The organism is Planctomycetota bacterium (genome assembly GCA_016207825.1).
Taxonomy (GTDB): Bacteria; Planctomycetota; MHYJ01; order JACQXL01; family JACQZI01; genus JACQZI01.
This window is the reverse complement of record JACQZI010000027.1, coordinates 86,676-107,241: the sequence shown is the minus strand read 5'-3', so window position 1 is coordinate 107,241 and position 20,566 is coordinate 86,676. Positions and strand designations below refer to the sequence as shown.

Annotated in this window: 21 protein-coding genes; 5 read left to right on the top strand and 16 right to left on the bottom strand. The window is 45.4% G+C overall.

The window, feature by feature from the left end:
• Nucleotides 1-73: 73 nt before the first annotated feature.
• Nucleotides 74-298, bottom strand: coding sequence for a NifU family protein (locus HY811_10240; protein ID MBI4835174.1), 225 nt, complete (start codon nt 296-298; stop codon nt 74-76).
• Nucleotides 299-532: 234 nt separating this feature from the next.
• On the opposite strand from HY811_10240, the gene HY811_10235 reads away from it, so the two are divergent.
• The 3 genes from HY811_10235 (at nt 533) to HY811_10225 (ending at nt 3,659) form a co-directional block, all read left to right on the top strand.
• A complete protein-coding gene (locus tag HY811_10235) occupies nt 533-1,906 on the top strand; it encodes a type I 3-dehydroquinate dehydratase (protein MBI4835173.1) in 1,374 nt (457 codons plus the stop codon).
• A gap of 138 nt (nt 1,907-2,044) precedes the next feature.
• Nucleotides 2,045-3,073 carry a carbamate kinase gene (gene arcC / locus HY811_10230; GenBank protein MBI4835172.1) on the top strand — a complete coding sequence of 343 codons (1,029 nt, stop codon included), beginning with the start codon at nt 2,045-2,047 and terminating at the stop codon, nt 3,071-3,073.
• Nucleotides 3,045-3,659: an N-acetyltransferase gene (locus tag HY811_10225; GenBank protein MBI4835171.1), complete on the top strand. Its 615-nt coding sequence runs from the start codon at nt 3,045-3,047 to the stop codon at nt 3,657-3,659. Before arcC ends, HY811_10225 begins: the two co-directional genes overlap by 29 nt.
• Here the strand turns inward: HY811_10225 and metG are convergent.
• The 15 genes from metG to HY811_10150 form a co-directional block, all read right to left on the bottom strand.
• Nucleotides 3,656-3,976: a methionine--tRNA ligase subunit beta gene (gene metG / locus HY811_10220; GenBank protein ID MBI4835170.1), complete on the bottom strand. Its 321-nt coding sequence runs from the start codon at nt 3,974-3,976 to the stop codon at nt 3,656-3,658. The genes HY811_10225 and metG overlap by 4 nt on opposite strands.
• 19 nt (nt 3,977-3,995) lie before the next feature.
• The gene (locus HY811_10215; protein MBI4835169.1) at nt 3,996-4,919 is read right to left on the bottom strand and encodes an SDR family oxidoreductase; all 924 of its coding nucleotides are present in this window, start codon (nt 4,917-4,919) and stop codon (nt 3,996-3,998) included.
• Nucleotides 4,919-6,094: a glycosyltransferase family 4 protein gene (locus HY811_10210; protein MBI4835168.1), complete on the bottom strand. Its 1,176-nt coding sequence runs from the start codon at nt 6,092-6,094 to the stop codon at nt 4,919-4,921. Before HY811_10210 ends, HY811_10215 begins: the two co-directional genes overlap by 1 nt.
• Nucleotides 6,079-7,059: a glycosyltransferase gene (locus tag HY811_10205; GenBank protein ID MBI4835167.1), complete on the bottom strand. Its 981-nt coding sequence runs from the start codon at nt 7,057-7,059 to the stop codon at nt 6,079-6,081. The genes HY811_10210 and HY811_10205 overlap by 16 nt, the downstream gene beginning before the upstream one ends.
• A gap of 13 nt (nt 7,060-7,072) precedes the next feature.
• Nucleotides 7,073-7,996 (bottom strand): GDP-mannose 4,6-dehydratase, encoded by a 924-nt coding sequence (locus HY811_10200; GenBank protein MBI4835166.1) that lies wholly within the window; start codon nt 7,994-7,996, stop codon nt 7,073-7,075.
• Entirely contained in the window at nt 7,993-8,703 is a 711-nt protein-coding gene (locus tag HY811_10195; GenBank protein MBI4835165.1) for an NTP transferase domain-containing protein, read from the bottom strand. The genes HY811_10200 and HY811_10195 overlap by 4 nt, the downstream gene beginning before the upstream one ends.
• A 15-nt stretch (nt 8,704-8,718) precedes the next feature.
• Nucleotides 8,719-9,708, bottom strand: a complete 990-nt coding sequence (locus HY811_10190; GenBank protein MBI4835164.1) for a GDP-mannose 4,6-dehydratase — start codon at nt 9,706-9,708, stop codon at nt 8,719-8,721.
• 49 nt (nt 9,709-9,757) lie between these two features.
• Nucleotides 9,758-10,567 (bottom strand): acyl-ACP--UDP-N-acetylglucosamine O-acyltransferase, encoded by an 810-nt coding sequence (lpxA, locus tag HY811_10185; GenBank protein MBI4835163.1) that lies wholly within the window; start codon nt 10,565-10,567, stop codon nt 9,758-9,760.
• 3 nt (nt 10,568-10,570) lie between these two features.
• A complete protein-coding gene (gene lpxC, locus HY811_10180) occupies nt 10,571-11,869 on the bottom strand; it encodes a UDP-3-O-[3-hydroxymyristoyl] N-acetylglucosamine deacetylase (protein ID MBI4835162.1) in 1,299 nt (432 codons plus the stop codon).
• Nucleotides 11,870-11,879: 10 nt separating this feature from the next.
• Nucleotides 11,880-12,881, bottom strand: coding sequence for a UDP-3-O-(3-hydroxymyristoyl)glucosamine N-acyltransferase (gene lpxD / locus HY811_10175; GenBank protein ID MBI4835161.1), 1,002 nt, complete (start codon nt 12,879-12,881; stop codon nt 11,880-11,882).
• 3 nt (nt 12,882-12,884) lie between these two features.
• Nucleotides 12,885-13,520, bottom strand: a complete 636-nt coding sequence (locus tag HY811_10170) for an OmpH family outer membrane protein (GenBank protein MBI4835160.1) — start codon at nt 13,518-13,520, stop codon at nt 12,885-12,887.
• A 106-nt stretch (nt 13,521-13,626) separates the two neighbouring features.
• Entirely contained in the window at nt 13,627-16,008 is a 2,382-nt protein-coding gene (gene bamA, locus HY811_10165) for an outer membrane protein assembly factor BamA (protein ID MBI4835159.1), read from the bottom strand.
• A 371-nt stretch (nt 16,009-16,379) separates the two neighbouring features.
• Nucleotides 16,380-17,177 carry a hypothetical protein gene (locus HY811_10160; protein ID MBI4835158.1) on the bottom strand — a complete coding sequence of 266 codons (798 nt, stop codon included), beginning with the start codon at nt 17,175-17,177 and terminating at the stop codon, nt 16,380-16,382.
• Between the two features lie 298 nt (nt 17,178-17,475).
• Nucleotides 17,476-17,721 carry a hypothetical protein gene (locus HY811_10155; GenBank protein MBI4835157.1) on the bottom strand — a complete coding sequence of 82 codons (246 nt, stop codon included), beginning with the start codon at nt 17,719-17,721 and terminating at the stop codon, nt 17,476-17,478.
• A 239-nt stretch (nt 17,722-17,960) separates the two neighbouring features.
• Complete coding sequence (locus tag HY811_10150) at nt 17,961-19,244, bottom strand: hypothetical protein (GenBank protein MBI4835156.1); 1,284 nt, start codon at nt 19,242-19,244, stop codon at nt 17,961-17,963.
• A gap of 370 nt (nt 19,245-19,614) precedes the next feature.
• On the opposite strand from HY811_10150, the gene HY811_10145 reads away from it, so the two are divergent.
• Both HY811_10145 and HY811_10140 read left to right on the top strand, forming a co-directional pair.
• Nucleotides 19,615-20,022 carry a hypothetical protein gene (locus HY811_10145; GenBank protein MBI4835155.1) on the top strand — a complete coding sequence of 136 codons (408 nt, stop codon included), beginning with the start codon at nt 19,615-19,617 and terminating at the stop codon, nt 20,020-20,022.
• A 97-nt stretch (nt 20,023-20,119) separates the two neighbouring features.
• Complete coding sequence (locus tag HY811_10140) at nt 20,120-20,470, top strand: hypothetical protein (protein ID MBI4835154.1); 351 nt, start codon at nt 20,120-20,122, stop codon at nt 20,468-20,470.
• Nucleotides 20,471-20,566: the final 96 nt, after the last annotated feature.

The window sequence follows — 20,566 nt, the reverse complement described above, 5'->3', positions numbered from 1 at the left end:
ACGGGTGGAATAAAAAAGGCGTCCCGACGCAATCGTCGGGACGCCTTATCTTCTATTGGATAGGAAATGCGGCTTAAACCGATTCGACTTTCTTGATTTCCGGAATGGCTTTTTTCAATGCCTGTTCAATCCCGTTTTTCAGGGTCATCTGGCTCATCGGGCAGCATCCGCAGGCGCCGACCAGCTTTACCTTTACCACGCCGCTCGCCGCATCCACGGAAACAAGGTCCACGTTACCGCCGTCCGCAGCTAACATCGGACGGATTTTATTTAACGCTGCTTCCACCTTGGTCATCAGTCCGCCGCAGGTTCCTTGGCATCCGCAAGCCTCTTTCTTTTCTGCCATAACTATCCTTTCTTTTATATTTACTTTAACTTATAAGAGTATTATTATAACATAAATTTCGGTTTTAGCAAGGTAATTATGGTGGCAAATTAGCCACGGAGGCACAGAGGGCACAGAGGAAATTGTAAATAAAATGTTTGGTCTCCGTGTTCTCTGAGCCTCTGTGGCTGATTTAAAAGATTTATTATGTTGTGTATATCGATTAAAGCGACATCGTTCAGTGGCCTGATGGAGAAACTCCAACTGGCTCTCAAGGAAAAGCCGGATTTTATCGAGCTCCGCGCGGATGGGATTCCTGATTTCGATATAAAGCGCATTCCCAAAACCGGCCGGACCAGGTTAATATTCACTTGCCGCTCCAAGAACAATATCCGCCTCCTCCAATCCGCCATTGATTCCGGACGCTTTGACTATGTGGATGTAGCGTTTGAAGACATGCCCCATATCAAGCGAGGACTGCCTAAGATAATCGCTTCTTACCATGATTTCAAGGAAACGCCCTCGTTGGCTTTCCTTAAACGGCTCCATAAGCAAATGGCTGAAACCAGGTCGGATGTTATTAAGATAGTCACTTATGCTAATGATATATTGGATAACCTTAAAATATTCAATTTACTGAAACACACCAAAGATACTATACCAACCACAGCCTTTTGTATGGGAGAGGCAGGATTATCAAGCCGTGTGCTCTACCGCCGGTTCGGGGGATGGATGTCTTACGCCTCGCTTAACAACGCCGAAGGGACCGCAGAGGGGCAACTGGATTACCACGAGATGAAATATAATTACCAGGCAGATAAGATAAACAATAAAACACGTGTTTTCGGCCTAATCGGTAATCCCGTAAAGTATTCCCTAAGCCCGGTATTATTCAACGGATTATTCAAGAGATACAAAATGAATGCGGTTTATCTGCCGTTCCTTATACATAATATAAAGGTTCTGCCTGAACTGATGCGTGCGCTGGATATCCGCGCGCTTAGCGTGACGATGCCATTCAAAGAGAAAGTGATAAGGAATTCCGTAGTTAACACTATTTACCGCGACAAGAAAGGCGGTTTTATCTGTACGAATACGGACGGCAGGGGCGCAATTCTGGCTTTAGGCGCTTCGACAGGCTCAGTGCAAGATAAGCAGATTTTAATCCTCGGAGCGGGCGGGGCGGGGCGGGCAATCGCCCATGAACTTATAAATAACGGAGCAAGGGTTACCATTGCCAATCGCCATTATGACAAAGCCGTAAAAGCGGCCCGTGACTTGGGATGCAAGGCTATTCAATGGCATAAGATAAAAGAAACAATGAAGCAAACTGATATTTTAATCAATGCCACGCCTGTCGGGATGATGCCGAAACCAAACGCCGCTCCAATCCCGGCAAAGCTCCTGCATAAAGGATTAGCGGTTATGGATACAATATACCGTCCGCCTGAAACTAAATTGCTGCGCCAGGCGCGGGCAAAAGTATGCCGCATCATAAGCGGGCTGGAGATGTTTATTAACCAAGCAGGTCTTCAATTCGCATTATTCCAAAAATTAGCCACGAAGGCACCAAGACACTAAGAATTAAATTATTAGTTTTTCCTATTTGTGCCTTTGTGTCTTAGTGGCAGAATTGATTAAATCTTATTTTGATTGACCCAAAGGCAAAAGTTACTATAATTCAGTTTTAACATTTACCCGGTATCCTTAATAAAAACTATGAACAAAACAAGACCGCTATTGGTATTAGCATTGGGCGGGAATGCGCTCCTGACCGAGAAGGAAAAAGGGACTATCAGCGAGCAGGAAGCCAACGCCGCGCGCACTGCCAAGGAGCTATTTCCTTTACTTAAGGCAGATTACGACCTGGTTATCACGCACGGCAACGGCCCGCAGGTTGGCAATATCCTAATACAAAATGAATCCGCCAGTGAGCAGGTTCCGTCAATGCCCATAGATGTCTGCGTCGCCAAGTCCGAAGGGAGCATCGGCTATATTTTGCAGCAGGCAATACTTAATGAACTGAGGCGGCATAAAATAAAACGCTATGTCGTCACGATGATTACGCAGGTGGTGGTCAATAAAGACGACCCGGCATTTAAGAATCCAACCAAGCCAATCGGCCCCTTCTTTGACAAGGAAAAAGCGGGCATCCTGGAAAAAGAGCGCAAGTGGCAGATGAAAGAAGACAGCGGCCGCGGATACCGCCGTGTGGTGGCATCCCCGATGCCGGTAAAGATAATCCAGCGCCCGATGATACACGACCTCGCCGTGGACGGGCACGTGGTCATTGCCTTAGGCGGCGGCGGAATCCCCATCTGGAAAAAAGCGGATAATGATTATGAAGGCATCGAAGCGGTAATTGACAAAGATGTTGCCTCGGCAATACTGGCAAGCGAGATGAAGGCGCAAACGCTTTTAATATTAACCACGATTCCGAAAGTATATCTAAATTACGGAAAACCAAACCAGAAAGCGATTGACAAGATGTCTTTAACCGAAGCAAAGGCATATTTAAAGGAAGGGCATTTCGGGAGCGGAAGCATGGGACCGAAAGTGAAAGCAGCGATAATGTACCTCGAACAGGTGGACGGAAAGGTCATCATAACCTCTGCCGACAACCTTAAAAGAGCTCTGGTTAAACCGGAAAACGGGACTTATATTTATTCGGATTTGGATTATAAAAAAGAAGGGGACAATCTTTTGATTGGATTCTCAAATGATAAGAAAAAAGATTTTGTTAGGTAGAGGATATAAATTCGAAAAGAATACCGAAGTCGGCTACCAACCGCAAAGGAAGATTGCGGATAGTTCGCTGGTTATCGGGAAAAACGCCAAGGTCAGGCGCGGGAGCATCGTATATCTGGGCTCGAAAATAGGCGATAACCTGGAGACCGGACATAACGTCATCATCAGGGAAGAAAACTCTATCGGGAACGATTTTAAGATATGGAATAATTCGGTGATTGATTACGGTTGCAAAATCGGGAATGACGTCAAAATCCATTCCAATTGTTACGTGGCGCAGTTTACCAGTATCGGGGACGGCGCGTTTATGGCGCCCGGAGTGACCATCGCCAATGATATGCATCCGGGATGCAAGTTTTCCAGGGAATGCATGAAAGGGCCGACCATCGGAAAAGGCGCGCAAATCGGGGCGGGTTCGACCATACTGCCATTCGTGAAAATAGGCGAATACGCTTTAATCGGGGCGGGCTCGGTCGTGACAAAGGATATTCCGGCGCGGGCGGTTGCTTACGGTAATCCGGCAAAAGCACGGCGGAATATAAAAGACCTGAGATGCGTTACCGGCTTAACCAAGAAACCTTATTAAGATACCCGGGAGCCGGGAGGCACTTCTTTATCAGGGGTTAAAATTGTAACCAATCCTTCTGCCGAAGCCGCCAGCACCATCCCCTGGCTTTCTACTCCGCGCAGTATTGCCGGCTGAAGGTTCACTACAACCGCGACATTCTTATTAAGCAATTCCTCGGGTTTTAAATACGGTTTTAATCCAGCGACAATCTGCCTGATTTCCCCGCCGATATCAACCTTCAGCACATATAATTTATCGGCGTTGGAGTGGTTTTCCACGGATATTATTTTACCGGTTTTCAATTCTATTTTCCTGAAGTCATCAATGGTTATCATTATATATCTCCTGTTGTAGTTACTTGAAATATTCTATGGTTTGTTTTAACCCTTCTTCAAATCCGACCAGCGGTTTATAACCCAAATGTTTATTGGCAAGCGAAATATCAGCCCAGCTGTGTTTAATATCCCCTTTACGGGAAGGCAAAAAAGCCGGTTTTATATTTTTTCCCATAAGCTTATTAAGAATCTTTATTAAATCTAATATGGTGTACGCATTATTACAAGCGACATTAAAAACCTTACCAAAGGAATGCGGCCTGGCTTTTATAGCAATAAGATTGGCTCGAACCACATTAACAACATAAGTAAAATCACGGGATTGCCTGCCATCACCATGAACAGGAGGCTTTTGATTATTTAACAATGACGAAATGAACTTTGGGATAACCACAGCATACTGGTCATCCAACCTCTGCCTGGGGCCGAAAACGTTGAAATAACGCAATACAACCGTAGGCAACCTGTAAGATTCCCAGAAAACACGGCAATAATATTCTCCGGTCAGTTTATTGGCAGCATATGGGGAAATGGGCTGAGGGAAAAAGAATTCTTTTTTCGGAAAGGTTTTATCATTGCCGTAGACTGAGCTTGAAGAAGCAAAGACAAACCGCTTAATATCGTATTCACGTGCCGCCATAAGAAGATTTAAAGTGCCGGTAACATTTACTTCATTAAACTCTCCAGGATTATCCAGTGATTTAGGAACAGAGCATAATGCGGCTTCATGGAAGATATATTTAACGCCCTTAACCGCATGCCTTACATCGGGTTTACTGCGGATATCACCCTTTATCAACTGTATTTTATCGAGAATTCCTTTGAGGTTTTCCATGCGGCCTTTAGAGAAATTATCCAGAATCCGCACCTTCTTGCCCTGCTTAACAAGAGCTTCCGCAATATGCGAACCGATAAAACCGGCGCCGCCCGTAACCAAATACATTATCTCGTTCCTCCCACAATATTATCCATCAGTTGATAATACCGATTCTTCATTTTATCCCAGCTTATTTCTTTATAACAATCCGAAGCGGTTTTTACCAGATTATTCAATCTTTCCGGATGCCGGTATAATTCAATAATTCTATCCGCCAGAGATTGCGGGTCGCCCGCCTCATAAAAGGCAATTGTATTATCATTAAAATATTGTTTAACGGTTTTTCGGTTAGCGGTTATCACCGGTATTCCCATGGCAATGTATTCAACCACTTTTGTCGGAAAAGCAATCTGAGTAAACTCGCTTTTATCCAACGGGACAATTCCGATATCAACATTATTAAGCAATGGAATAACTTTCTCCTGAGGCATATGCCCTTCAAAAGATACGACAGATTCCAGACCTAACTTACAAACGGCATTTTTATATTCCGGGCCTTGCGGGCCTTTACCGATAACTATAAACCTTAGATTTGGAATCTTCCCCCTAAGTATTTTTAAAGCGGTAAAAACAACGTTAAGGTCATATATACCCGATAACAATCCGTGATAAGCCAATGTAAAAACTTTTTGCTTAACCTGTGTCGTTACACGCGGCTTAAATAGTTTTTCATCCGCGACATTCATTATTATCGTTATTTTATGAGCGGGGACGCCGCGCAAAACCAGTATTTCTTTGAGCGTATCGCTTACCGTAATCACATGGTCGGCAAACATGATTGACAACTTCTCGGATAGCTGAATAATACGATTTGCCGGGTGTTCTTTCGGAATGCCATAACGGTAGGAAAAGAATTCCGGCATGACCTCATGCATATCCAGTATAACTCTGGCTCCGAATAATTTTGGAACCAAAGAACAAAATACCAGAAAATCCGGCAAGGTATGTATTTGGATTATTTTGTAGCGCTTTTCGATAAATAGTGAAGAGGTTTTTAATAAGGCTAAGAAGAAAAAAGTCAAATACTCGGTCAAATAGATAAAAAAACCGCTTCCCCTATGCCTTTTAACAGGCAGGCGGTGAACGCCTATTCCGTTTACGGTTTCATACCGCCGCTCGTTATTCTCCCGCAAACAAACGACATCAACCTCAAACCCTTTATCATGCAGCGCAACCGCTTCGCGTTTTACGCGCGGGTCCGAAGGGTAATACGAGTGAACAACCATTAAGACTTTTTGCATGCTTTTTTATATGCTTCTATAATTTGCTGGGCGATATTATTTATATCTAAATGACCGATATGTTCTCGACCGTCGCTGCGTTCGCCCGAATCAAAAATCTGTATAATTCGCTCCGCCATTTCTTTCGGATCTCGTGAAGTGATGAAACAGTTTTTCGTATCCTTGATTACCTCGCGGACATCACCTACATCAACCGAAACTATCGGAAGGTTACAGGCCATCGCCTCCTTAATTACATTCGGGGAGCCTTCGTGTAAAGACGTAAGAATCAGCGCGTCGCAGGCGTTCATGTATAAAGGCATCGCCTCGCGCGGATATTTATTTGTAACAACCAAATCTGTATTGGGACGTTTTTCTTTTACCACATCAAATACTTTCCTGGCCAAGTTAAATTGTTTTACCGGAATAGAGGAATCGTTGGCAAACAAAATCCGTTTCTTACCGGAATTTATCTTTAAGGCTGCGCAAACATCGTCTTTATTAGTAAGATTGAACAGGTTTAAATCAACCCCGAACGGAATGATAAACGCGTCAGGTTTCCCCAGGCGTTTTTTCATCTCTTCAGACTGGACAATAACCATGAATGCTTTATTGGCATTAATCTTGTTTAAGGCAACCAGCAAACTCGTTCTTGTTTTATAACGTCCTGTTTTATCCGGGGTACCTAAAACATCATCCCCCCAGAAAGTTATCGCGAAGGGCAACTTGGCTTGGCAACAGGCAATCAAACCAAGAGAGCCATAATGCGCATGTATAAAGTCGTATCTGTTTTGCCTTATCTTTTTGTTTAGTTTGACAATTGCCTTCAAATAAGCGCCGTATTTATCCTCTTTTCTGTCGTTAACGACCAGCGTATCTATCTCAACGCCTTTAACCCTAAGCGAATCAATCTGCTCTCTGACAAAAACGCCGGTGCGGGGGTTATTTGCGGTGGGGAGAGCCGCTACCAGATAAAGCGCTTTCATGGAGAGCAACTCCTTATACGAATTGTAAAATATCTTTTAATGTCTGTTCAAGCTTGATTGCCGGCTTCCATCCGGTATCTTTACGGAGCGCCGAATAATCGCCCTTGTGGACCGGGATATCTATCGCGCGAACCTTTCGCGGATCAGGTTTTATAACCAGCTTTTTCACGCGGGCGATTTTCCCCATCATTTTTATAATATCTTTCATCGCGTATGCTTTCCCTGAACAAATATTATATATCCTGCCTATTTTTCCCTTGTTAATAATCGCCCAATACGCGCGAACCACATCACGAACATCAATAAAATCTCGTTTCGGGGTAATATTGCCGACATAAATAACCGGCTTTGCTGTGCGCTCCGCAATGCGCTTAATCTGTTGTGCGACGGAAGAGCAAAACATCGATTGCTTTTCCCCAGGCCCGGTCATATTAAACACCCTGGTTAAACAAACCGGCATTCCTCTGGTTATAAAATACTGGTATCCCAGCATCGTCTGCGCCAGCTTGCTGATGCCGTAAAAACCGATGGGCCGCGGCGGCGTTTCTTCATTAATAGGCAGCTCTTTGCTTGAAACTATTCCGTATTCAGCGGCCGAGCCGCTGATAAGGACTTTTGATTTTACGACATATGCCGCTTCAAGGATATTTTGCGTGCCTTGGACGTTCACCTTTAAAAACTCGGCAAGGTTATCACCCTTTAATAAACCAGCCAAGTGAAAAATATAATCCGGTTTTATATCCCGGATTACCTTTGATACCGCCTTCGCATCAAGGATATCAAGCTTTATGTATTTAATATCCGTCCTGATTTTATAGTGATGGGAAATCTTCGGAGAGATATCTATCCCGCAAACACTTACCTTTTGACCCAGAAGAAACTCCGCCAGATGAATGCCGCTGAATCCGTTTACCCCTGTGATTAAAGCTTTTTTCATTGTCTTAAAAACTTGCGCCGGTTCCTGCTGAATTCTTCCGCGGCCTGCGCGTAATCATCATGGCGCCCGATATCCAGCCAATACCCCTTGAATTTATACGCCATCACAGTTTCTTTATTTGCGATCAGATTACGAACCAAATCCGGCAAATCCAATCGCCTGTTTTTTGGGATGTGCTTCAGGACGGACGGATTGAAGGCATAAATTCCAGAACTGACATCATATTCCAAGGACGGCTTTTCTATATATTCCCTGATAATATTTTTGCTGTCGCTTTTTATTACCCCCAAATCTATCTTAACCGCTCTCTGAAAAACCCCTAGTGTGGCAATCGCCTTGGATTTGGTATGGCAATTCATAAAATCCCTGTAACTTAGCGTGGTAAGCAAATCACCGTTCATCACCAGAAACGGCGTCTTTAAATTCTTAACCAAGGATAAAGGCCCGGCTGTTCCCAGGGGCTTATCTTCCCTGGAATAATCGATCTTCACACCCCATTTTCTTCCGTCTCCGAAAAATGATTCTATCAATTCGGCCAGATGCCCGACGGCAATCGTCAATTGGGTAAACCCGTAAAACTTAAGTTGCCTGATAACCACTTCCAATATAGGCATGCTGTCTATCGGCATCAAAGGCTTGGGAAGGACGGTGGAATACGGCGCAAGCCTGGCGCCTTTTCCTCCGGCTAAAATTACGGCTCTTTTCATATCAAACGTCCCTACTTACACGTTATAAAGATCACATTTATAACGCTTAATATTTTGCCTGACCCAGCTTATTGTTTTCTTTAACCCCTCTTCCAAAGAAACGGTCGGTTCCCAGTTAATCAAATCATGCGCTTTATTATTATCCGCTAAAAGCCTTTCGACCTCGCTTTTAGGCGGTCTTATCCGTTTATCATCGAAAACCACTTTTATCTTCCGGACACTTAATTTAGCTATCAAATCAGCCAGTTCGCCGATGCTTATTTCCTTCCCTGAACCGATATTAATCACCTCACCCACGGATTTTTCCGATTCGGCAATCTTGATAAAACCATTTACCGTATCGCCCACATAAGTAAAATCCCTTTTCGGGGATAAAGAACCAAGGTGAATCATACCTTTTGTCAAAGCTTGCGTGATAATCGTCGGGATAATCGCCCGGGCAGACTGTCTCGGTCCGTAGGCGTTAAACGGCCTGATAACCGCCACCTTTAAGCCAAACGCCCGGTAATAACTTTCCGCCATCTTGTCCGCGCCGATTTTGCTCGCCGAATAAGGGGATTGCCCCCGCAAAGGATGCGCTTCATCAATCGGCACGTATTGCGCCGTCCCGTAAACTTCGCTGGTTGAAGTGTGGATAAACTTTTCCACTTTATTTTCCAACGCGGCGTTCAAAAGATTTACCGTCCCTGTTATATTGGTCTGTACAAAATCCAGCGGATGTATGTATGAATAAGGAATGGCAATCAACGCGCCCAGGTGAAAAATCGTATCACACTTCTTGGCGGTTTTCCTGACCGCATCGCTGTCCTTCAAATCCCCCATGATAATTTCCAGGTGGTCTTTTATTCTTTCCGGTAAAAACTCTATCTGGCCCCAATCGCCGCGCGAATTATAACGGATAAAGCACCTGACATCGGCACCCATTTTAACCAGCTCTTCAACCAGGTGGCTGCCGATAAACCCTCCGGCGCCCGTGACCAAGACTTTCTTGTTTTTCCAATTCATAAAACTCCTTATCGCGCTAAATCAAAATACGGAAAACAAATATCTGTGTTTAAAAACCTTTTTTACGAAGCAGCTCCTTGGCTCTTCCTTCCACCCCTTTTTGCGCGCTCTTCACGAATTGAATCAAAGTATTAACTTCCGGCAGGTTATCCTTCTGCTTTTCCAGCATTCTTATCGCCTGCATCGGCGTATTTTTGGAATGCCAGATAAGCTTGTAAGCACTCTTGATTGCCTTAACGGCTTCCGCGGAAAAGCCGCGCCGCTCCAGCCCGATAATATTCACCGCCCGGACCCTTGCCGGATTTCCGTGCACCATCATAAAAGGCGGGACATCCTGCACAATCCGGCTGACCCCGCCGACGAATGAATATTCCCCGATGGTGGTAAAATGATGCACCCCGGCCAGCCCGCTGAAAGAAACGCATTTCTCCACCTTGACATGCCCGGCCAGCTGGACGGAATTGGCCATCACGATATTGTCTTCCAAAATGCAATCATGCGCGATATGACTGTACGCCATGATAAGATTATTATTACCGATAACCGTTTTGCTTTCCCCCTTTACCGCCCCCAGATTAACCGTGACGAATTCCCTGATGGTATTGTTGTCCCCGATAATAACCTGAGTCGGCTCGTCTTTATAAGTCAAATCCTGCGGCGCCAGCCCGATTGCCGCGTAAGGAAGAATCTTGTTATTTTTGCCTATCGTGGTGTGGCCGGTAATGGTTACGTGATTCCATATTTTCGTACCCGCTCCGATAATAACATCGTCCCCGATAAAGGCATAAGCGCCTATTTCCACATCCGGATCCAGTTGCGCCTTGGGAGAAACAACCGCGGTAGAATGAATATTAGCCATACTTTAGTTTTCCTTATCTACCAGCATAAACTTAAAATCAGCCTCGGAAACGAGCTCGCCATCAACCAATATTTTCCCGTGGACTTCCGCCGTTCTTGTCTTATAACGGATAGTTTCAGCCTCGATAAACAGCTGGTCACCCGGAACGACCGATTTCCTCAGTTTTGCGCCATCTATCGCCATCAGAATCCCGAGTTTCTTCTCATTTCCCGCCCGGCGCAATAAAAGCACCCCGGCAAGCTGCGCCATCGCCTCCAACTGCAAAACCGCCGGCATTACCGGCTGCCCCGGGAAATGCCCCTGGAAAAAATGCTCGTTTGCCGTCGCGTTCTTCAAGCCAACCACCCGCGAATATCCTTCCATCTTGATTACTTTGTCTATCAATAAAAAAGGATAGCGGTGCGGCAAGATATTTTGTATTTCCCTTACGTCCAAAAGCGTTTCCCTTTTCGCCGGATACGCGGGCTGGATTGAATTTATCACGCCGTGCAGCGCCTTTACCAGGTTAAGATTATCCTCATGCCCGGTCTTCAAAGCAATGATGTGCGCTTTAAGGGAAACATTCAGTAAAAATAAATCGCCGATTAAATCAAGTATCTTATGGCGAACAAACTCGTTGGGGAAACGCAGTTCGTTATCCACGACCTTGTCTTTATCCACCACCAACGTATTTTTATATGAGCCGCCCTTGCCCAGCCCCATTTTGTTAAACTGTTCTATTTCTTCCGCCAGGCAAAAAGTCCTTGCCGGCGCGATTTCCCTCAAGAACTCGTCCTGGTTGACAGAAACCCTCATGTTCTGCGTCCCGATTATCGGCGCATCGTATTTTAAAGTATAATCAACGGTCAGCTTATCATCCGAAGGCAGTGCCACCAAAGAAACCCCGTTCTTTTCTATCGCCACGGGCGCTTTAAGGGCAAATTCCTTCCTGGCAGAATCCTGCATGACCTTACCCGCCGATTGAAGGAGCTTAATGAATTCATTCGCACTGCCGTCGCCCACCGGCAATTCAGGCGCGTCTATGGTTATTTCCAAATTATCAATCCCGAATCCGTGCAAGGATGCAAGTAAATGCTCGACCGTCTCAACCGATGCGTCATTGTTTACCAGGCAGGTATGGCGATATCTGGTCTGGGCAAAATCAACCGTCGCCGGGATGCGCGGGCTGTCTTTCAGGTCGCTTCGGATAAAAACAACGCCCGTATCCGGAGCGGCCGGCGCAAGGGTTATCTTGACCTTGTTCCCGGAAAATACGCCCACTCCTTCGAACGAAACCGCTTTTCCGATTGTTGACTGCATCATATAAACTAAATTACTTCCTGTTTTTCAAGGACTTATATAATTCGGGCAGTCTTCTGATTAACGCCTCCTGCTTCAATTGCTTCTTGTGCAATTGCGCAGGGAAGCCGGAAATAACCGCCCCCGAAGGAATATTCTTGGTCACCACCGACCGCCCGGCAACCATCACATTATCCCCGATGGAAATATGGCCGACCGTTGCCGACTGACCCGCCATGGTAACGTTCTTTCCCAAGCGGGCACTGCCGGAAATCCCCACCTGGGCGACCAAGACGGAATCCTCTCCGATAACCACATTATGTGCGATATGCACCAGGTTATCAATCTTGGTTCCTTTCCCGATAACTGTTTTATCAAACCGCGCCCGGTCAATGGTGACATTCGCCCCGATTTCCACGTCGTCTTCTATCACCACGATTCCCGTCTGCGGAATTTTATAGCGTCTCCGACCGATTTGCGCGTAACCGAATCCGTCCGAACCGATGACCGTCCCGCTATGGATAATCACATTGTTGCCGATGACGGTTCCTTCCCGTATGGATACGTTCGCGTAAACCAGGCAATTATCCCCGATGGTTACGTTTTTGCCGATATAAACATTCGGATATATTTCTGTCCGGCTGCCGATTCTCGTTCCTTCCCCGATTGTGACATACGCCTGCACGGCCGCCGAAGGGCTTATCCGGGCATTCGCCCCGACAATCACCGTCCGGTGGATGCCGGGCTTAAAGGCCGCCCGGTTTAAACTAAAATATTCCGCAATCTTAATAAATGCAAAATCCGGGTTCTTCGTGCGGATTAAAGGAATATTCGTCTTGGCTTTAAGCTTGGCGGAAACGACCACGGCCGAAGCCCTCGTCGCTTTAAGGCATCCGATATATTTATCGTTGGCGATAAAAGTGACATCGCCCTTGCGCGCTTCGTTTATGCCGGCAAACCCGCTTATCGCCGCATTCCCGTTCCCGGAAACCTTCCCGTTAACCAAACGGGCTAATTGCGAAACATTAACCTGCACAAATCATTCTCCGTTAAGTTTCTTAATGATATCGGCGGTAATATCAACGGCGCCCTGGCTGAAAAGAACCGTCCGGAAATTAATCCCCATCTGGGCGTCTTCATCCTGGTTATTGGAATTCACGATGCGGTCCGGTTCTGTTTTAAGTATCAGCGCAAAACCTTTTTCCTTGCCGTAAGCATCTATGGTTTCACGGACTTCATTATAAAGCTGCGCCATCTGGGTATTGATTTTCTTGTTCATCCGTTTACGCCACAACTTAATGCGCTGTTCCTTCTGCATCCTGAGCGTTTCTATGCGGCTGGAAAGGGTCGCCCATAAATCGCTGTTCGGGTCGTTGTTTTCTTCCATCAACTTCTGGTTTTCCATTATGACATCATCGTAATCCTTTTTCCAGCTCCTGTATTCTTCGGCTTCTTCCTTGCTTAGTTCTTTCTGGTAAGCATCGCGTTTTTTGAACTTGCTGAACACATCGAAAATATTAACCACCCCGATTTTAATCCCGGCCGGGGCTGGCGCGGGAACCGGCGGCACGGGCGGAACCGGCGGGGTTTCCGCTGCCTGTCCGCTTAACCAAGTCAGTTTACCGGCTGCCACTATCACCAGGGTTATCAACGCCATTGCTAATAGCTTTTTCATATTCTCCTCCTTAGAGGCTGTTAAGGCTTTGGATACGAAGTAGCCAAAGACTGTTACAGCGTCTTATCCCAACCGCAGTTTGGCTGGGATTTTCATTAACTAATCATTAATACATAAATCCGATATCAAACTGTATCGTATCGCGATCGTCGCCGTCTTCCATCTTCAAGGGGAATCCGGCAAAAAGGTTTATCGGGACCGAACCGCCCAGGTACATCCTGAAACCAAAGCCCCAGGAAACACGGTATGTATCCGCGGTCAGGTCTTGTATCTTATCGGCGACATTGCCCGCATCGACAAACATCACGAAGCGCGGTATTTCAAAAGGCTTGGTGGTTTCATCACCCCGGTATAAAGGATAAGTCACCTCCAAGTTTACCACGTTATAAACCAGCCCGCCAATCGATAAATCGTTATCACCGGGGTCCTTGGGACTGATGGTCCGGTAATCAAAACCCCTGACCGTATCCGTGCCGCCGGCATAGAACTTTTCGTAAAACGGAACTTCTTCCGTATCGGACGTATTCACAACGCGCCCTAACCTGAATATCATATTACAGATAAGCTTATTCTGCTCCTCGATAATCGGGAAGTAGCTTTCCGCCCGGAAGACGGTTTTCATGAAGTCGAAATCACCGCCCATAAACCCGCCGGTAAAAGAGTTTTCCAGGTGCAAGCGGTAGCCCTTGGTCGGCAGGAGCCGGAAATTACGCCTGTCAAAAGTGATTGCAGGAATGATTGCATTCGCGCGGTCCGTCCCTTCCAAATCCTGTATGATGGAAGAGGCATCGTCATCCACCTGGGAAATATCGATATACTGGAAATTCATGTCGCACCCGATTATCAGCCCGCCTTTAAAGCGCCGGTCGAGCGACAGCCCGGTCGTCGAGCGCGTTTCGGAATAATCTATCCAGTTGCGGTCCCATATCGAATAGTTAGCGCCCAGCATCAGGGGCTTATCGAATAAGTACGGTTCCACAAACTGTATGCTGAATTGGGTCAGCTTCACTCCCGGGCGCAGGGTAATCGCAAACCGCTGACCGCCCCCGGCAAACGAGCCGCCCGTGAAAAACTGGCCGACACTTTCCGGCGTCCGGGCAATATCGAAATTATTCTGCGTAATGGAAAGCATCCCGCCGAAGCCGCTGTTCGAGCTGAAACCGCCGCCGATATTGAGGCTGCCCGTGGGGCCCTCTTCTATTTCCAGGTTCATGTCTTTAACGTTTTCCCCGTAACCGTCATCGAACTCCGGCGGCTTTACCTGCTGGAAAAACATCGTCGCGCCCACCCGGTCGAGGCTCGCTTCCACCTTCTCATAATCCAAAAGCTCTCCCGGATGAATGGTAAACTCGCGGCGGATTACCTTATCTTTGGTTTTATGGTTGCCGGTAATATTAAGTTTGCCCAGGTATTTCTTGCCGCATTCGTCAATATGGAAAGTCAAATCCAGCGTGCCTTCCTGCGGGTAATGCATGCGCGGCTCTATCATGCAATCTATCATCCCCAGCTTCCCGTAACGGCGGCGCATCACCTTGATTGCCCTGACCACCTCTTCCATCCGGTAAGCCGAGCCTTCTTTCATCGTCAAATCCTTTAAAAGCTCCCCGGTCGGGATGCTCGCGTTCCCGACCACGTCTATTTTCCGGATAAAATAGCGGGCGCCTTCCACGATATTAATATTGATATTCACCCTGTCCTTCTTTTCCGTAAATACCATATCGCCGACAAAAGCGGCGGCATCCAGCCAGCCTTCGTCGCGGTAAAAATTCTCGATGAGCGAAAGGTCGACGAATACCTCGGATTCCACAAAATAATGGCTTCCATACCAGTGGCTTTCCTTGGTCCGCATCTTGCCCATAATCGGGTGCTTGGGGAAAATGAGCAGGACGCGCCTTTTGGGGAAAGACTTGTTGCCGGTGATGGTTATCCGGTTGACCCGGACGGCCGGCCCTTCGCGCACGGAATAGATGATAAGGACGCCGCGCAGGCCCTTGGATTTTTTAACGGTCACCTCGGCGAAATGGTAGCCTTTCTTCCGGTATTCCTCTTCCAGGAGCTTCTTATCGCTCAGGAGATAATACTCGTTGAAAGGGCCGTCTGTCTTAAGCTTTAAATCATTCACCAGTGTTTTGACGTTCACGTGGGCAAAGCCGTCGTAATAAATATTCTCGACTATTTCGTTTTCCTTGACGTAGATGATAATCTTTACGCCGTCATCCATGGGCATGATTTCCCAGTTGATGGAACTGAAGATGCCGGTGTCATTCAGGCGCTGGATATCTTCCTGGAAGGTCTTATAGGAAAAGGGGGCGTTTTCCGCGGACTGGATATGGGTGGCGATTTCGGATTGGGCATGGCGCTCCAGGCCGATGACTTCCACTTTCCTGATTATTTTACCCTCATCCTTTTCCTCCGCCCGGGAAAAAGGCAGGGCTAAGGCAACCAGGAAAAAGCAGACCCAAAACCATTTAAGCATATTATATTTCATAGGGCTTCTACACGAAAACACAGAAGCTATCACGAAAGCCCCACTCCGCTTTGCTTCGGGGACACCCGACCCCTCGGCGGTCAGCCCCGCACGTGGGGCGTACCGTAATAGGGAGTCCCAGAATGGGGCACGAAATAATTCTTCCGTGTTTCATATTCCAGTTTCGTGTTTTAGTGTTAAAATTATTGCGTATAATCTCAAAATAACGCTTATTTGTCAAGTGAAAGATGGCATATATTTGGTCCAAATCCTATAAAGAAAGAGGGCGGGATAAACCCCGCCCTCTCTTATCAACCCGCCTCTACCCGTTTAACATTTATCAGGCGTCCCCCGACGGATGTCGGGGGGCCGTCTCGCTACTCGCTACTGGTTTACACCTGACTAACCTTAACAGAAAGGAACAACTGCCCATTCTCCTTGATAAAGTCAAGATGGCTCGCCCCGCCCGGAGTAAAGGACTCCAGCCCTAAAGATGGGTCAAGATATCCCTGGACTACCGAATTGCCCACATTATTCATCTCCGTGATGATGGAGCCAGACAGAGCCGAATGGACAATCCGCATCCCGCTCTGGATTAAGCGGGTGGAAAGCGCCTGCCTTAAAAGGTTCCTTTTCTCCGGCGTGGTAACGCTGAAAGGCTCGCTCGGCGCCATAATCCGGTCGGCAGGCCTGATTAACCCGCGCGCCTTGGGGTCGCCGGTCAGCCAGAATATCACAATCCTTGCCGGGCCTGATTCCAGGCTCTTTATGCCGGTAAAGGCGAGGGTCGTTTCGCTTACCCTTTCCGCATAGGTATCCTGTGATGCCTGAACCCTGTCCTTAAACCGCTTGGCAGTAACGCCGTCAACGGTCTCGAACATATGGGTCCGGTTCCGCTGGTATTTTGGATAAGACTTCCTGATTTTATATGCCTGTGTGGCATTAATCTTATTCTTATCCTCGCCTTTACGGTTGGTAAAGGATGGGTCAATCACCCGGCGGAATTCCAGTTCGGAAGTATCCGCCAGCTTGGAAAGATAGGTCATTTCATCCGGGATACTTGTTTTGATGCGGTCATCCATTTTCTCCGCATTGTTACTCAAGCCGTCTGCCCATATCTTGCCGATTTTGGCGACTGCCTGGGTCAATGGGTTAATGGCTAAAATCAGATGCATTTTTATTATACTCATCGTAATATCCTCCCGCCCTGATACCTGACCACGTCTTTAGCGGGGGCATGGTTCAGGGCTTTTTACTTTGCGCTTTTGGCTAATTACTTTTTAGCCCTGTTACGAACCACGGTAAGAACGATTTCTAAAACCGCTCTTATGATTCGCTTCCAAAAACTCTTTTTCATAATAGTTTTCGCCTGTTTAGTTTCCATGACTTTGCCCGTAACAGGCATTAACAGGTAGCCATTCAAAAGTAGTCAGCCGGGCGGGACAGAAAGGAGAGCGCCTTCTATCCCGGCTCTCCCCGGCAGAACTCTTAATCGCAGATAATCTTCCCTCTTGGCATTATTATAACTTCTTTATGGAGCCACTTTCTTAGTTTCGGGATTGCTCCATTATAAAGCCGTTCTGCTACTTTAGTGGGCATACTCAATTCCAAAGAGATGTAAATAAAAGACCGCTCATAGCAGGCATTCTTTACTACTATCTCCGCCTCAATTTCGCTGATGATTCCCTTTTCCACCGCCTTGGCTAATATCCGTGAACCTATATAGTTCATCATAGGAACTCCTTTCTGGGAGAGTTATATCTCTCCTCAGTTATATAGGCGTAAAAAAGGGGGTAACGGAGAAAAAATGTATAGAAGCTGAAAAAAACATGCGAATTTTTATCTTAAGATGTAATAAGGAGTTATGAATATGTTTTAAAGCTCGATAGGATGGGAAAACGGTGTAAAGCAGTTTACACCGGGGGTAATATGTATTACCTTGAGACGGTTAATATAATATTATCAGTAGGAGGTTAATTGTTATCGTCGTCTGATTCTTCGTAAGCTTTCTTGCCTTCTCTACGTTTTTGAATACTCTCTTTGGAAGGATTAGCCGCATAATCTATTTTATCAGGGGACGTCGTAAAGGTTTTACTCTTGGGTGAAACAGTCTTGCTTTTCCTGACTTCTTCGCTGGTACGTCTGACGCTGGAAAGGTATGGCTGAATAAAATCTCTCAGTTCATTCGGAGATAACAATTTATTACTGCTTTCTTTCTGAAAATTAATATATTGTTCGCCTGCTTGTATCCACTCTGCATTCTTTTTATCCCACTTTATTATTGGCTGAGGAAATAGGCTGTTTATCCGTTTTATTTCCCGCCCTAAATTTTTCTTCTGGTTTTTGATGTCCCATTTAGTCCGTCCAACTTTACAATTAGGACGAAAGACATTACGCATAAACTTGGCGGATGCCTTTACTAAGGCTTCAGCGGTTTGCACTCCATAAGCCCGTGCGCAAATGATATTGGAAAGAAGTTTTGGAGTACTTTCTAATTTATCACCATTTACAGTTAATTTATGCCCTTTTTCAACAAGACGGATAGTAATTCGCGAACCCACTGGCGGTGTTTTTGTTTCTTGAGCCATTATATCTTTTTTCGCATAACTTACATTTATTATTTCATTCAAACGGTCAATAATGTTTGGGAATTGTTTATTAATAATATCTATTCGTCTGTCAAAAATAGTCTTTAATTGGAATATTCTATGAAGATAGTCTAATTTTTTATGTTCCTCTGTTCCGCCTTGTACACACCCTCCTATTTTTTCTCTCTCTTTATCAGGGCTGACTTTATTATGTAATATACTTATTCTCCCCTGAAATTGAGCGCCTTGCTTTATGCAATCATCTAAAGCACCAATTATTGAATTAATATCAGGAAACGCCGTTAAATTGTTTACACTGGATAAATTCCAAAGCAATTGTATAAGTGTAACATTGAAATTATATAGCTTATATGTTAAGTCATAAATATCATTTTCGGTAAAGCCCGATTTCTTATCAATCCAAATATAAGGTTCTATTGTGATTCCCTTAAAAAATCGGTCAAGGTCGCTAAATGCATTATCGCCTATTTGTATTAGAGTATTGGCAATGGGCGCATATCCCTGTAAATCTCCCCGTATGGTGTCGGCGGTTACATAATCAGTCATATAGATTTTAAGTATACCAAAATACTGTATAAAAACAATTTTTATCTTGACTTTTCTTGCCTTAGTTAATACCATTAAAGGCAAAAGAAAAAGTATTTCCATCCGCCAACAATTTGTGAATTCCAGACGGGGACTCTGCCCTTTGGGGCGGGGTGCCACTCATGCTGGTCCGTCTGGAAGTCTTGGCGGATGGAAAGCGGTAAAATCCAGCAGTGGTTCCTTGCCCTTTTTTATTGGGCTAAAAGGCGGGCAGAGTTTATGAGACAAATTACTATAATTCCCTCCCTATTCTTTTCCTCTCTATTAAACTTATTTCTATCAGTTTACCCAATTCATCAGGCGAAAGGAGGTGGTATTAATTAACATAATATCTCTGTAAGGCCTGTCCGTTTGAGGGGTTAAGTGTTGAAACCTCTTGAAAGCTCAACACATTTTAATTCAAGAAAACCAAACAAGTAAAGGAGAAATAGGTATGTCAAAAAACCGATTGGTTGTTTCGCTGATATTGCTTGTAATTGCGATGCTTTTAATAGCAAATATAAATTGTGCAACTATTCTAGATGGCACCAAAAAACCTCACGAAAGAGGAAATGTTCAATTTGGTTATGTTGTCCTTGACCTACTGACTAGCGGCGGTCTTTGGTTAATTATTGATTTCGCGGATGGTGCGATTTATGCGAGAAAATCAGGGTACGGAAGCGGTTTGGAACAAGACCTTAAAGATTATGCGTCAGGGAATACCCCTTGTTATGTCGTGCGTAACGATGGTTGCTACAAAGTTGAGGTGATTAATGGCTGTTTGAACGAAAGTAAGGTTGCTAAAAATGAAATATCGCCTCTTGTTTGGGAAACAATTGAAAAGGAAAAAGCTCAGAAATAGTTTATGGGCAAATAAAGCAAGAGGGTCGCATAGGGAAATGCGGCCTTCTTGCTAACCACGGTTGCTTTAAATTAAGTATTTAATGAAAGGAAATGGTATGAAAAAACTAATAGTTGTATTCGTCAGCATTGCGGTTTTATTCTTTTTATTTAACGGGTGTAGTGCGTCAAGCTCATCCAGTTATCGCCCTGCTGGGAGTACTTCCGCAGCATGGCAAATTAACGGAAATTGGAATAAAACAACCGGAGTAGTAACAATTACGATAAATGGAACAGAAGTTATTAAAAGTGCTGTAGGGGCTTTCTCTAGTTCGAAAACATTGGAAGGAACTCATGATGGACATAAAGTCACAGCGGTTTTAACTAAAACCACATCGTTGTTAGGACAATCAGGAATGGTTTGTATGGTTATGGTTGATGGAGAAATAGCGGCTAAATTTGAGTGGTAAAATCAAGCAGATATAACTATTTTATAACAAATTGCACATCTATAGGCTGGAATTAGCCTATGGCTGAAAATACAGAATTAGGTAGGAATAGGGGGT